The sequence below is a fragment of the Bdellovibrio bacteriovorus genome (genome assembly GCF_025558485.1).
Classification (GTDB): domain Bacteria; phylum Bdellovibrionota; class Bdellovibrionia; order Bdellovibrionales; family Bdellovibrionaceae; genus Bdellovibrio; species Bdellovibrio bacteriovorus_G.
On record NZ_CP102930.1, the window covers coordinates 3,188,788 to 3,201,979 of the forward strand.

The following is a 13,192-nucleotide window of genomic DNA, read 5'->3' on the forward strand; positions in this document are numbered from 1 at the left end:
ATATCATTTTGTTATGAAAACAAAACCATGGTCCCTGATCATTCTTGCTCTTCTTCATATTCTTGCACCTGTTGGAAATCTTGTTCTGAATGCCCTGCGCTCCGGACGAACTCTGGGACAGCAGTGGACATACTGGTTTGAGATTCTGCCAAAACCACTGCTGTTGATTTATTTGCTGATCCCGGTTCTGGCCGGGATTTTTATCTACGTCTGCAAACGCTGGAGCTACTGGGCCTATCTGGGGTGTTTGCTGGTTGTGCTGGTTTCAAATATTTATAGCTACATGACCAATATGAACCTGAACACACTATTGCTGTTGCTTCTGGTTGTGGTGGTTGATCTTGTGGTGGTGGCGTACTTTGTAGTCCCGTCGGTTCAGAAAGTGTACTTTGATCCGCGTACCCGCTGGTGGGAGGCGGCTCCACGCTATCACTTCAACCACATGGGGTTGGTGAACGGGGAAAAGGCCTTTGTGAAAAGCATTTCCCAGGGGGGGCTGCTGTTGTCATCGGCTCCGGCATTAAAGGAAAACGATGAAGTCACTGTGACCTGGGAGTTTCAAGGACAACACGTCGAAGTCAAAGGGCTGGTGGTTTACAAACTTCAGCATGGCGAGATCCCGCAGTACGGAGTTCGCTTTAACCACGCTGGTGAAAGCGAGCGTCAGGTGAAAGAGCTTATTATAAAGTTGCATAATGAAGGCCTGATCGTGACAGAAAGACTGCCGGGGCCAGAGGACAGCTTCGGAGTGTGGCTGAAAAAGCTTGTCACTCGCGGCGAAGGATTATTTCCAAAAGCAAGAACTTAACAAGAGCAAGGGAGGCGGAAAGCCTCCCTTTTTTTGGCAAAAAAAAAGCCCGGGCTCTGAGAGAGAGTAGAGCCCGGGCCGGAGAGTCTTTTTGGGTTAGTGCGTGTATTCAGGATTCAGGATGCTTGTGTAGCGGGCCAGATCCTCGATTACGTACATCAGAGACTGCTGAGCGGAAGTCAGTGGAGTTCTCTCCATCATCAAGCCAATTACAGCACTGCCTGGTACCTGACCGCGACCGTTCAGGTTGATAGCAATATTAGCCGTCGCCTGAGTCAGAACTTCTTGTCCCAGAGCCAGTAGGTCCAGAGTTGCCAGCTGGCTGTTTGTGGATTTTTCCTTCGCCAGCAGATCCAATAGTGGTTGTAGCTGCTCCAGAGGAACTTGTTCCAAGTAAGGCTTTGCAGTGATCAAAAGGGTCATTGATTTGTTCAGCATGCTTCTCAGCATTTGAACCTGAACTTCAATAGCCAGGTTTGGATTCTGAGAGATTTCTTCCTTGGTTACGACTTCTCCATTTTTATTCAATTCGTTCATTGCCGCAGTCAACTCTGCCGCCGCTGCATTTGCCGCCGCCTGGATAGTCTGAAGCTCTTTATCGGCCGCAATAATATCAGCTGCAGATTTATCCTTCAGTTCAGGCTTTGCTTTGGCTGCATTGATCTTCATACCCAATTGCGTGTCCAGATTCAGCATCTTGACCATTTTCTGGGACAGATCATCCTGGTTTTCAAGAAGGATGGCCTTTCTTGCTGCTGTGGAAACCATCAGGTTTGCACCCAGAGCATTGTCAGCGCCATAGAACTTGATACCAGCCGCGGACTTCGAGCTTTGTCCGAAGCGAGCCACTGTTGCGCGATCGGAGATGGATTTGCCACCTTTCAAGATACCAACTTTGAAGAACTCAGCGTAAGTATCCAGGCCGAACGAACGGTAGATGTTTGTATCAGCCAAACCACTTAGAACTGCAGAGTCCAGAAGGTTTCTGTTGATCGTTGCAGGGGCATTGACCTGAATCAGGTTGTGATCCTCATCAATAAAGCCGGCATTCAGGGAACCATTCATGATCTCATACAAAGTAATCATGTTTGTGGATTCAGCAGCAGAGTTTACACCCAGCATGTACTGTTCGAATTCATTGAAGCTGATCCAGCCCATTTGGGAGTCGTCTGTCAATGCAGCGGGATTTGCAGTCATTAGGAACTGAAGTGCAAATTGCTTGTCGAAACCAATACCCAATGTGTCGAAGCGATCCGCTGTGATGCCATAACCGTAGTCATATACACGGCGAGCTTCAAGAACTCGAACATCATTAACTTCTTTGAACTGCTGACCATTGGCATCTGTTTTAACCGGAAGGCCGTCATTGGCATTTTCTTTGGTCACTGGCTTCTGCATAGTGTACTGAATCGGGATCAAACGTTTTTTGATTTCCTCTTTGTCTTTACCGAATGGCAGGTTCGTATCAGGGATGCGTAGAACTTCATGGAAGAAGTCATAAGCAATGTGTGCTGCATCCATGAAGTCCTGTGCTTCAGCATCATTAAGTGCTGTGCCGTAGAATTGCATCATGAAAGCCTGATCCAGGAAGCTGCGGATCGTGCTGAACGTACCGATATTGCGACTGATCACGCTTACTTTCTGACTCCAGCCGAAGTTAATACGATCTGCCGCATGGTAATGAGTTGAGTACAAACGATTGTAGTTCTGTACTTGTGCTTTTACGATATCCACGGCGGAAGATCCTTCATCGTATGGAGTACAAGCTGCTGTTGATCCAACTTCACCGTCATGACACTGACCATAGTGACGTAGAAGACCAGTTTGTTCGATCATGGACTTAACAACGTCAGTGGAGTACTTCAAACCAAAGAACTTTTGCACGTCACCCAGGCTGATGAACTTGTTATTCACAACCGGGATCGTTGTTTTAGCGTCAGGATTAGTCAAAGAGTTGTTTTGAACACCTTTCATTGCAGCTGCGGACAATTCTACAATACCACCGTAGATAGCGCGAAGTGCGTGCACATCATAAGTGCCCGGACCTGCATATTCCATCTCTGATGGGGCAATGTAATCCATGATGGATGTATAGTTACGTTTTGTCTCTTCACCTTCAAATTTGAAGTTTTTTCTGTCGAAAGATGCCTTGAAGTTGTGGACCAGTCCCAAAGAGTGACCAATTTCATGCAACAATGTGGCTTTAATCTCTTTTTTGAACAATTCGTTGAAGTCCGTACCGGTGAATGCGTCATTGTAGTCATTACGAGCGTACATGAAGCAGCCACCACGCTTTTTGGAGGCGACGTCGAATTTCGCAGACATATGCTTCAATTGAGCCTGTTGTTGCAATAGAGCTTTGATCTGTGGAGACAGGCCTTGCTCTGTGCGAGCAAGCTCCTTGGCAACGATAGCTTCAAGCATCATTGGGTCATTTCTGAATTCACCAGACAATGCTTCCTCGATAACACGACGAGTGAAGTCTTTGCTGGAAGTTACTTTCACATCAGAAACCACTTTGCGTTTCTTGAAGTTTTTGTTGCGAAGGCCAGTCAAGGACTTCTTGTTCGCCAAAGCAGATGTGTATTTGGACGTTGCACGTTGCGCTTTTACCGGACGGGCAGACAAAGCCAGACGCTGCATGAAGGAGCCATGGGCTTTAAACATTGCCTCCACTTTTTGTTCTGGAGACGCGTTCGCAGATGCCTGAGGTTTGGAAGCCGCTGGTGCTGCTTTTTCTTCGGCCATTTTTTGCTGGAATTCTGCCAAAGCCTCTTGTTTTGCCTCCTCTAGCATTTCTTCATATTCACGTTGTTCTTTCGTAATATCCAGAATACCCTTTACATTTCTTTCAGAGTTGCCGGAGTAAACGATAACGTTGTTGGCAATGATAGTGCCGGAGTGTGGGTTTGGTGCAGGCTGAGCTACACCCAGTAAACCATTCTCTGTCGGAAGATCAAAGAACCACAGGTAGTTTCTATCAAGGTCACCAATGTGGCTTTTACGGCCTTCGGTTTCTTTGTTCAGAACGATATAGGCACCAGAACGTTGAAGAGATGTTCCCTTCAAAGCCTTGTGGAAAGCCTCATTCCATTCTGCAACAACTTCAGTCGCCGCTTGTTCAATCAATGCTTTGCGCTCAGCTGAAGCATTGTCCAGACCACCGATCCAGTAGTTCAGGACCTTGCCATTGCGGAAATCGTGGATTACCGGACGATAAACCTGGCTGTCCACTCGTCCCTGACGTACGTTGGGGTCAGTAATATTGTCAGCCAAAGTGAAGATTGCGAAGTTCATCGCATTCTGTTCCGTTGGAGAGATGTTCGGAGCGAACTGCTTGTCTTCAACAGCTGCATTTGTTCTTTTCTTGAAGGACAAACGTTCAACCACATTATAATTGAATTGAGTGTTGTAGCTGAAGTAAGCATCGTTCACTTGTTTTGTATTCGCACAGTCTGGAATTACAGAGTATGAACCGGCCAAAGAGAAGTTTAGAACGCCGTCATTTGCCAGACGCATATCCATATCTGTTACGGATTGAGCGGCCTGAGCTGCCCAGCACTGACCTGCAGTAAAGTAAGCCAGTGGAGAGTTAGCAACCGGGATCGTGTTACGGGTCCAGTCGATTTCGATGTACTCTGCATCTTCTTTCTTTGCATCAATCAATTTAGGAACCTGTAAAGCCACGCCATCAGCATCCACTTTTTCAAGTTTGAAGTATTTAACAGGAACGCTCATCAGTTCTTCGCGATCACGGGCCCCTTGACCGATATAGTCGATCAGAGCTTTTTGATTGCGGACAACCAAACGGTCCTTTTCCATTTCAAATTTTACGATTGTCATGTCACCACTGGTGCCGGATTTTGCAACCAGCAGCATATTGGATGCATCTTCAAAGGTTCTTCTGAAGTAGAATTCACCCTTAAGATCGGAAACACGGATTGTATTAAGTGGATCGATGATACCAGTCGGGCGGGCACGCTCAGCGCGTACGTCACGGCTGATTTCAACCAAGCCTTGGGATTTAGCTTTAGTTACCTTCTCAAGCTCTAACGAGTTGGAAGTATTTTCCTTGGAGTCAGCTAGATTCAAACGGGCATTTTTATATGTTACTGGAACCGTTGCCACCAGACGCATGATGCAAGTTTTATCACCAGAGTTGGCGCCGCAAGAGATCAGCTCACCATTGGTATTGCCGGATTTAACCAGACGCTGTTCGTCTTCGGACAACTGACCTAAAGTCGTCATTTCATAGACTTTCATATCATCGCTATCCAGCTTTGCCAATACCTGAGCATCGTCAGCAACGAACTTCATATTGAATTTAAAGCGTTCTTGAAGCTCGGATGCTTTGAATACTTTCCCATCCAAAGATTCAGTTGTGAACAGTTGATCAAGCTCTTTTTTCTGATCAACGCTACCCACATCTTTACGTCCGTCGGAAGTTGTATCGATGGAAATGTGTGTTGCCTGGCTGAACTCTGTTTCACGCAGATTTAATGTGGAAGTTTCTTCGCGCAGGGAGTTTTTTACTCTTTCCAGAATACCTTTTCTGGCGATGTCATATTTAAAGAGAGGAACCATGACATTCACTGCAGAACGATTTCTTAAAGACAAGGTGCGGGATTTTTGAGCCACAGCCATTTTCTCAAAAACGGCCTTTTTGTCTTTGGTGTTTTTTGCTTTTTGAAGTTCGATGGAAAGTTTTACTTCTGCCGGGGACACTGCAAGGCTTTGCTCCAGAACGGTAAGAGAGTTCAGGTCTGAAGTCATTTTATAAGCAGTTACATATTTGGAATCGACACCGAATACAATCTTGAAGGATTGTTGTTCCTGGCCGGAAACTTCCAAATCTTTAAACATGAAACGAAGACGCTTTGGTACGCCGGATTCTTCGGCATCAATTGCCACCAGACCTTTTTCCTGAGTGGCCTTGTTGGACTGGATACCCATGTTTTGCGCACGCAAACCTGGCTTTAGGCTGACCTTATAACCGTCACCCTCTGAAATATTCCCGAACTCAGAAATTGCAAATGTTTGCAATGCTTCTGCATCAGGCAGGGCCGCATCACGTTTTGCCGTACAACCCGCCGCTACCAGAGCGAAGGTCAACAAAGCTGTGAATGCTTTTGTGTACTGAGGTTTGTGTGTCATGTTCTCTCCATCCGTTTATTGTCACTGACAAAAACCCACGTCAAATATATGGGGCTTCGTACAGGAGCTCTCTCTTAAGTGGGTATAAATGCATCGAAGGTGCCACGGTGCTTTGGTCCCATTTGGAATTATTTGCATTACAGGCTTGGAAGCTGTCGAGATTTTGGTCAGGGGACAATTCGGGCCTTTTTAATTTTGAGCTCAAATCAGTTCTGATTCCCGACAGTCCGACGGGGATAAGTCTTGTCTCGGAATGAGACGGGGTTTTAGCTAAGGGCAGACGCGAGGAGGTCGCTTATGAAATGGCTTTCTGTTGGTCTTCTGGTATTCACTTTATCTTCCATTGCCCAGGCAGTCACAATCTGGGGTCCGCCAACAGCTCTAGGCGGGGCTTCTGTCCGATCTTTCGTAGAGGCCTCTGACACCGGGGAGCCGTTGGCCATCGGGGTGGCTTTTCCCAGAGAGGCTTTGCAAGGCCTTTCAGAACATGAACCGGCAGAGTATGCAGTGGCTTTGCCGACAGTGGTGTCTTTGCCACCGTACAATCATATTGTGCTGAACTGGATGCCGCATGGGCATGAACCGGACAGTATCTATGGGAAGCCCCACTTTGATTTCCACTTCTATCTGATATCTCCAGAGCAGCGTCTGGCCATTTCCTGTCTTGGGGAAGACGAAGTCGTCTGTATGCAGATGCCTGCACAGAATCAGCAGCCCCCATTTTATGTGGGAGGTCCAGGAGGAGTTCCGCAGATGGGCTGGCACTGGGTGGATCTGCGATCACCGGAATACAATGGCCAGCCTTTTACCAGCACTTTTATTTATGGATTTTACGCGGGGAAAATGAATTTTCTGGAACCCATGATCACAAGGGATTTTATTCAGGCCACCACAGCCTTTGAAAGCCCGGTTCCCATGGCAGAAGCCGTGGCTGAAACCGGATTTTATCCCGCGAAATACACCTTGGAATACAATGAAGAAATGGGCCTGCACATGATTACGATGAGGGATTTAACCAAAAAAGAGGCCGCTAAAGGGCAAAAACCTTCTGGCAGGAATACACGCGGGGAGCATTAAGCAAACGCTGACCATACAGGCGGGAAAGAGGACTTGCGGACTTCAGTTTCCACAGATGGGAAATCTCGTCAGCGAAAGAAGTCCCTTTTAATTTACTTTCCAAAAGAGCTTCATCCAGCAGGTGCAGCCACACCAAGGCTTTGTTGCGTTCCTGCGCCCATTCGGCGCGGGTTTTTGGAGCGTAAGCTTCACCTGCTTTGGGCTCTGTGAACTCTGCGCCGAAGTTAAAGAACCCCAGGGAAGAAACGGCCTTGTAGGGCTTCATTGCGAACTCCACCTGATCGTCGATCAGAATTGTGCGTGCAGGGTCTGATTCAGGCAGTACCTGCGCCAGGTCTTTTTTATTGCGCTTGGAAAAGCGAATCGTCTCGTCTTGAGACAGCACTTTCAGATGCTCTTTGGAAAAGATGCGATAGGCAGTATCTTTCAAAGAGCGTCCGTCAGGCAGATGCACCTGGCTTAGTAAAGTTTCATTGCGCGATTTTTCCCCACCACTAAAGAAGCTGATACGAATTTCGGGATGACGTGACAGCAGCGTTTCAATCACCTGAGGCAGATGATCCGTATAGCGATAGATTTTTCCCTCGACAGTGCGTTGTTGGGAATCCGGGGCTGCGGTGTTTTCAATGGAATAGAAGGTTGTCCAGTCAATATCGAAGACAATATCCACGGGGGCATTTGCCTGAACGGCAAAAGGCTGGAAGCATATCAAGAGCAGTACTGCCGCCAGCCAGAGTTTCATGGGTGCCTTAGAAAATAAAGGTTGCTGAGGCGTAGATCAAAGAGCTTTCTTCGTCCAGCAGTTTGACGTTTGAATCAGTGCCATTGGGTCTTAACGTGGAACCGGAGTTGGTGTGACCAGCGGCGATGTTCAGGGAGGAGTTGATATCATAGCCAATCTCCTGACTGAAATCGAAAGAATCTCTCATCACATTTTGATAAGACCAGGTGTTCATATGAGTGAACGTCGCAGACAGGGAAATTCCTGATTCAAAGGAATAGGATACAGAAACCATCTGAGAGGAGCTGTACTGGGTGTTCACCACACCGTCCAAGGCCGTTTCATACTGATGGATATTGCGAGTGACGCTGAGGCCACCCATAATATCAAGTCCCGTTATGAGACGGTCCGGATTGATCATCAAATCACCACCGGCCGTGATACCTGTTAGCAGGTTCTGTCTTTTGTAGGCATCTTTGGATGTCGGAGCAATCATGCCCAGGCGATAGGTGCCCTTGAAGGTTCTGTTCACATCAAATGGCGAACGACGCAGGGACACGGATGTGTTGCTGAAATCATCATTCTGGGCGTCCTTCATGTCTTGAGAATAACCACCCTGTACACGCAGAGAGAAATTATTGGTCAGCTTCAGGTTCAGGCGGGCCAGATAGTCCATCGCGTCCATTTGAGAACCATCGTCATGATTGATCAGATTTGTCGAACGGCTTGCGCTGATAAAACCGCTCCAGCGGCGGCCGTCTTTTTTCGGAGCTTGCATGACAGAGGTCGGAGAAGTCACAGAAGCATTGTTATTGGCAAAAACCGGTGCCGCCATCAGCGCCGTAAGCACAAAACCAATAAGGGGACGAATTGCAATAACCATAGCTTCTCCTCAGAGCTTAAAAAGCTCCTAAAGTCCTGTCCGTGATATTGTTGCGAAGACAGTGCCAGTAATAAATTCACCCTAAGCAGTTTTAAGCACACCGGACTGTCCAATGTTTAGCCACCAGTCCCAAAAGGGGCTGACGTTTTTCCGCGAAGGGCATTGACTGTATTGTCGGGGCGGGGAACGATAGCTGGAAACTTATATTTGGCAGAAACTTAGTGAGGTATCTATGAAATGGCTTTTATCTTTATTCACAGTGTTGGTGGCTGGTTCTGCGCAGGCAGTAACTGTGCAGTTGGTGAATTCCACGGATGCTGATCTGAAAGCTTTCTTGCTTTTGTCTGATGCGCAGTCAGGTATTCCTGTGGATATGGTCGATAATCAGATTGTGCCGCATGGACAGATTTTTTCTAAAAATCTGGGACAGTATGAAACCTCTGATAAATTTGAACTGCGTTTCGAGTTAAGCCGTGACAACGGGCAGCCGGTTTGCCAAGGCAAGCTTCCTGTGTCTGCAACCAATCGCGTTCAAGTGGTTGCCGAAGGGCATCCTGGCGCGGCGCCGGTCAACTGCACGGTGAGCCAGCAGACCCGCTAAGAAACGGGTGGCCTTGACAGTCCCAGCCAACGTCGTAAGGATGGTCAGGTGCAAACAACAAGAGATTATATTCTGATTTATTCTGATGGTGCCTGCTCCGGGAATCCTGGTCCCGGGGGTTGGGGCAGCGTTCTTCTTTTCCCTGATAATCAAGTGCTTGAACTGGGCGCAGGCGAAGCCTCCACGACAAACAATCGCATGGAAATGACGGCTGCGCTGGAAGCACTTCGCGCGGTGGCTCATCTGAAAATGCCGATTCATTTTTATACTGATTCAACTTATCTGATTCGCGGAATCACCCAGTGGATTTTTGGCTGGCGTCGCAAAAACTGGCAAACCGCAGAGGGCGGCGAAGTTTCCAATCGTGACTTGTGGGAGGACATCTCGCAAGTCGTGGCGGCGCGTGGGGCTCAGGGGAAAATTGAGTGGCTTTATTCCCGCGGGCATGTGGGGACGCCGGGGAATGAACGTTGTGATCGTATCGCGGTGGCTTTTTCCAAAAAAGAGTATGTCCAGCTGTATCGCGGTGATCTGGAACATTATGGGATTGATCTTTTGAATGTGCCCACAAACACAGCTTTGCCCGAGATGAAGGGCGCAGGCGAGAAAAAGAAAGAGGCCTTCAGCTATCTTAGCAATCTGGGCGGGCTGGTGTATCGCCATCGGAATTGGCCTTCCTGTCAAAAACGCGTCAGTGGTCAGTCGGGTGCGAAGTTTAAAAAAGCCATGTCCGCCGCTGAAGAAGTGGAAATCCTGAAATCCTGGGGTTTGGGACCGGGAACGGAAATCAAAGAAGGGTAAGCACAATGGAAATCAGCAACAGACAAATTCTGATCACCGGAGCCAGTCGAGGAATCGGTCGCGCTTTTGCAAAAATGTGTGCCGAGGATAAAGCCCACTTGCATGTGGTTTTGCGCAAAGATGATGAAGAGATCGTCAAAGAGCTGACGGATCTTGGTGCGAAATCCGTGACAGTTCATGAAGCGGATCTTTCCTCGCGTGAAGGTGTTGATGCTTTGCTTGAAAAGCTAAAAGATGTGCCATTGGATATTCTTTTCAACAATGCAGGTTTGTTAACCGGCGGACTTATTGAAAAACAGCCCATTGACGATATTTACAAGATGATGCAGGTGAATGTGAATGCGCTGGTGCATCTGACTCACGGGATTTTGCCGGGAATGCTGAAAAGAAAACGCGGCAAAATTATTAACAACTCCAGTGTGTCGGCGTATATGCACTTTCCATGTGCTTCGACTTATGCGGCCTCCAAGGCAGCCGTGGTGGCATTCACCAACTGCATTCGCCTGGAGCTGAAAGACACAGGTGTAACCACTTTGTTGTTGATCACTCCGGCAGTCCGAACCCGCATGTTTGACGAAGTTGAAAATCTTTATTCCAAAAACTTTGAAATTCCCACGGATACGATGTCACCAATGAAGTACGCTCAGGTGGTTCGTGAGGCGATCCTGCACGATCTGGAGGTCGTGGAGCCATCCGGTCTGACCGGGGTGGGGCTAAAAATCGCAAAAATGGCAAAGCCTCTTTTTGAGATGGAAGTTCTACGTCGCTTTAAGCGCTCCTGATACTTCCATCGTCGTGGTAAATCTTAAGTTCCTGTAAGACTCTTAAAACCTTTCTCAAGGTTGCCGAGAAGATGTCAGGACCTGAGAGATGATATTACCAAGGCTGTTTTTTTCTTTGTTGTTATTTGCGTTTCTTGTGCGGGAGGTTCCGGCACAGGATAAGGAAGCTGCGAAAAATCCGGCAGCCTGCACGCGCCGCTATCTGGTGGATATCAGTGATTTTGAACCGTTGGCCATTCGCAGGAATGGCCGTCTTGAGGGGCTGGCTCACGATCTGACCGTCGAGCTTCAAACCCGTTTAGGTTGTACATTTATTGAAACCGAACGTTCATTGCCAGTGGGAATAGAAAACATGTCCAGCGGTCGTTCGGATATCTCCTTGTTGGGGGCAGAACGTTCCGGCTACGCTAAAGGAGGACATTTTGTCCGTCTTTATACCAACTATCGTGAGATGTTGGTGGCTCAAACCAGCCATCGTCCTGACTGGAAGATCGAGAATTATATCAAGGATAAAAATATCAAGTTCGCGCACCTGATTGGTGGCTGGAACATGCTGGATAAGGCACAGGAACAAGAGCTGCTGAAAGAGGGACGGTTGATTGGAACCCCTGGTCCCGAGGGGGCATTCGGGCTGCTAAAAACCGGGCGTGTGCAGGCGGTTTTGTTTTCTGGTATTGTGAACACACACCATATTTCCAAACTGAATATGGAAAAACTGGTGACTCGTGTGGAGGATTCTTCCGAGCGAGTGGAAATCGGCGCTTTTATTTCAAAACGTCGTGTCAGTCAGGAAGAACGTGTTTTGCTGGAAAAAGCTTTTGATGAAATGAAAAAAGATGGGAGTTTCCTCCGCATCTTTTCAAAGTACGTCAGTCCTCAAGAGGCCCAACATCGAATGGTTGAAAAATAACTGAACTACGGTTGAATCGTCAGCGTGCCGGACCCCACCGGTCCGGTCATGGTGAGTTTCATTTCTTTGCCTTCCACGGACAGCATGGGTACCGGGAATGTGAAAATATAAGGTGTGGCAAAGCGGTTGTGGAACGGGTAAATCCCCTGAATTTCCGCCAACGGCAACTTCACGCGAGTGGCCTTGCCTTCGAAGCGACGGCCATCAACATCGAGGAAAATTCTCCACATGGTGGTGTCTTTAAACAGATCGTCATTCTTTCTTTCCGGAGTGAAAAAGCTGACGAAGAATTCCGCCTGTTTGCTCAGGCGTTGTTCAAATTTTACCTTTTCCTCCTGATATCTTTCCTCAGTCCATTGATACAGGCGCATGTTTTGATCCAGTTGCGCAGCAGCCACTTTGGAATTCAAAGCAACGCCCTCCACATCCAGAACATTATAAAATCCGGAATAGCTGCGGATCTTGTCAGAGTGCTGCTCCAGCACTTCCATATACTGATCGGAGGTGCGCAGGGTGCGGCCTGAAGGGGTGACTTCATAAGTGGAGGCGCAGGCGGAAAGAAGTGTGATCAAAATTAAACTGAAAAGCTGTCTCATTACTTGGACTCCAGGAAACCGTCGAGGAACTTTTTAATATCCGCAAATACAGTCTGGCGGATGGTGTCGTTAATCAGTTCGTGCTTTGCATTGGGATAAACGAAGAGTTCTTTTTGAGAACTTCCCAGATGCTCGTACAGGGCTTTGGTGGCTGCGGTGCTGATCACCGGATCGGAATCCGACACGATCACCAGGGCAGGTTTTGTTAATTGATTGGCGCGCGGGTTGACGAAGTCGAAAGACTCCAAAAAGCCCAGGAATGCGCCCGGGGACACGCGTGTGTGGCGAAGAGCGTCTTGTTCGTATTCACGAATCACATCCGGATCGCGTGTCAGCATGTCGTTGGTCAGCTCGTTCCCCATGGTGATTTGTGGCAGAATTTTATTCAGCAAGCCTGCCCCCATGGATTTAAAGGCCGGTACCGGAACCGTCAGCCCCAGTAGCGGAGCACTGATCACCATCGCCGTGAAGTCGATATCAGAATTTTGCAAAAGAGTTTTCAGCTGAATCAGGCCACCCATTGAATGGCAGTACAAAATCACCGGTCCTTTGCGAACTTTTTCCTGCTGCAGGACCATGTTCAAAAAGATTTTGTAGTCCTTGCAGTAGTCATCAAATTCGGCAACGTATCCGCGACGCCCCTCGGATCGGCCGTGACCGCGCAGGTCCCAGCCATAGAAGCTCCACTTGTCATTTTCAAACGACTTGATCAGGCGGTGATAGGACTCGGAGTGCTCTCCGTGACCGTGAGTGATGATGACAGTTCCGCGCGCTTCGGGATTATCCCAAATCTGGAAGAACAAATTGATGTCTTGGTAGCCTTTAAAGAAGCCTTCAGATCTTTTGTACATACAGTCTT

At 48.0% G+C, this 13,192-nt stretch carries 11 protein-coding genes; 6 read left to right on the forward strand and 5 right to left on the reverse strand.

Annotated elements, in window-relative coordinates; all coding sequences use genetic code 11:
• The first annotated feature begins 13 nt into the window (after positions 1 to 13).
• The gene (locus EZJ49_RS15580) at positions 14 to 808 is read left to right on the forward strand and encodes a PilZ domain-containing protein (protein ID WP_262553187.1); all 795 of its coding nucleotides are present in this window, start codon (positions 14 to 16) and stop codon (positions 806 to 808) included.
• 96 nt (positions 809 to 904) lie between these two features.
• Here the strand turns inward: EZJ49_RS15580 and EZJ49_RS15585 are convergent, their stop codons facing one another.
• Entirely contained in the window at positions 905 to 5,962 is a 5,058-nt protein-coding gene (locus EZJ49_RS15585) for a zinc-dependent metalloprotease (RefSeq protein WP_262553188.1), read from the reverse strand.
• 297 nt (positions 5,963 to 6,259) lie between these two features.
• On the opposite strand from EZJ49_RS15585, the gene EZJ49_RS15590 reads away from it, so the two are divergent.
• Complete coding sequence (locus tag EZJ49_RS15590; RefSeq protein WP_262553189.1) at positions 6,260 to 7,039, forward strand: DUF5602 domain-containing protein; 780 nt, start codon at positions 6,260 to 6,262, stop codon at positions 7,037 to 7,039.
• Here the strand turns inward: EZJ49_RS15590 and EZJ49_RS15595 are convergent.
• Together EZJ49_RS15595 and EZJ49_RS15600 are read right to left on the reverse strand one after the other, a co-directional pair.
• The gene (locus EZJ49_RS15595) at positions 6,993 to 7,781 is read right to left on the reverse strand and encodes a hypothetical protein (RefSeq protein WP_262553190.1); all 789 of its coding nucleotides are present in this window, start codon (positions 7,779 to 7,781) and stop codon (positions 6,993 to 6,995) included. The two genes, EZJ49_RS15590 and EZJ49_RS15595, sit on opposite strands and share 47 nt — an antisense overlap.
• 7 nt (positions 7,782 to 7,788) lie before the next feature.
• Positions 7,789 to 8,643 carry a hypothetical protein gene (locus EZJ49_RS15600; RefSeq protein WP_262553191.1) on the reverse strand — a complete coding sequence of 285 codons (855 nt, stop codon included), beginning with the start codon at positions 8,641 to 8,643 and terminating at the stop codon, positions 7,789 to 7,791.
• A gap of 232 nt (positions 8,644 to 8,875) precedes the next feature.
• On the opposite strand from EZJ49_RS15600, the gene EZJ49_RS15605 reads away from it, so the two are divergent.
• The 4 genes from EZJ49_RS15605 to EZJ49_RS15620 all read left to right on the forward strand — a co-directional run bounded on the left by EZJ49_RS15605 (position 8,876) and on the right by EZJ49_RS15620 (position 11,737).
• Positions 8,876 to 9,244: a hypothetical protein gene (locus EZJ49_RS15605; protein WP_262553193.1), complete on the forward strand. Its 369-nt coding sequence runs from the start codon at positions 8,876 to 8,878 to the stop codon at positions 9,242 to 9,244.
• Between the two features lie 48 nt (positions 9,245 to 9,292).
• Positions 9,293 to 10,045: an RNase H family protein gene (locus tag EZJ49_RS15610; RefSeq protein WP_262553194.1), complete on the forward strand. Its 753-nt coding sequence runs from the start codon at positions 9,293 to 9,295 to the stop codon at positions 10,043 to 10,045.
• A 5-nt stretch (positions 10,046 to 10,050) separates the two neighbouring features.
• Complete coding sequence (locus EZJ49_RS15615; RefSeq protein ID WP_262553195.1) at positions 10,051 to 10,827, forward strand: SDR family NAD(P)-dependent oxidoreductase; 777 nt, start codon at positions 10,051 to 10,053, stop codon at positions 10,825 to 10,827.
• A gap of 88 nt (positions 10,828 to 10,915) precedes the next feature.
• Entirely contained in the window at positions 10,916 to 11,737 is an 822-nt protein-coding gene (locus EZJ49_RS15620; protein ID WP_262553196.1) for a transporter substrate-binding domain-containing protein, read from the forward strand.
• A 5-nt stretch (positions 11,738 to 11,742) separates the two neighbouring features.
• Here the strand turns inward: EZJ49_RS15620 and EZJ49_RS15625 are convergent, their stop codons facing one another.
• A complete protein-coding gene (locus EZJ49_RS15625) occupies positions 11,743 to 12,333 on the reverse strand; it encodes a hypothetical protein (protein ID WP_262553198.1) in 591 nt (196 codons plus the stop codon).
• Positions 12,333 to 13,184 carry an alpha/beta hydrolase gene (locus EZJ49_RS15630; protein ID WP_262553199.1) on the reverse strand — a complete coding sequence of 284 codons (852 nt, stop codon included), beginning with the start codon at positions 13,182 to 13,184 and terminating at the stop codon, positions 12,333 to 12,335. Before EZJ49_RS15630 ends, EZJ49_RS15625 begins: the two co-directional genes overlap by 1 nt.
• Positions 13,185 to 13,192 lie beyond the last annotated feature (8 nt).

Coding starts and splice junctions, on each gene's coding strand:
- EZJ49_RS15600 (WP_262553191.1), bottom strand. CDS start 8,643: ATGGTTATTGCAATTCGTCCCCTTATTGGTTTTGTGCTTACGGCGCTG.
- EZJ49_RS15605 (WP_262553193.1), top strand. CDS start 8,876: ATGAAATGGCTTTTATCTTTATTCACAGTGTTGGTGGCTGGTTCTGCG.
- EZJ49_RS15590 (WP_262553189.1), top strand. CDS start 6,260: ATGAAATGGCTTTCTGTTGGTCTTCTGGTATTCACTTTATCTTCCATT.
- EZJ49_RS15620 (WP_262553196.1), top strand. CDS start 10,916: ATGATATTACCAAGGCTGTTTTTTTCTTTGTTGTTATTTGCGTTTCTT.
- EZJ49_RS15630 (WP_262553199.1), bottom strand. CDS start 13,184: ATGTACAAAAGATCTGAAGGCTTCTTTAAAGGCTACCAAGACATCAAT.
- EZJ49_RS15615 (WP_262553195.1), top strand. CDS start 10,051: ATGGAAATCAGCAACAGACAAATTCTGATCACCGGAGCCAGTCGAGGA.
- EZJ49_RS15580 (WP_262553187.1), top strand. CDS start 14: ATGAAAACAAAACCATGGTCCCTGATCATTCTTGCTCTTCTTCATATT.
- EZJ49_RS15585 (WP_262553188.1), bottom strand. CDS start 5,962: ATGACACACAAACCTCAGTACACAAAAGCATTCACAGCTTTGTTGACC.
- EZJ49_RS15625 (WP_262553198.1), bottom strand. CDS start 12,333: ATGAGACAGCTTTTCAGTTTAATTTTGATCACACTTCTTTCCGCCTGC.
- EZJ49_RS15595 (WP_262553190.1), bottom strand. CDS start 7,781: ATGAAACTCTGGCTGGCGGCAGTACTGCTCTTGATATGCTTCCAGCCT.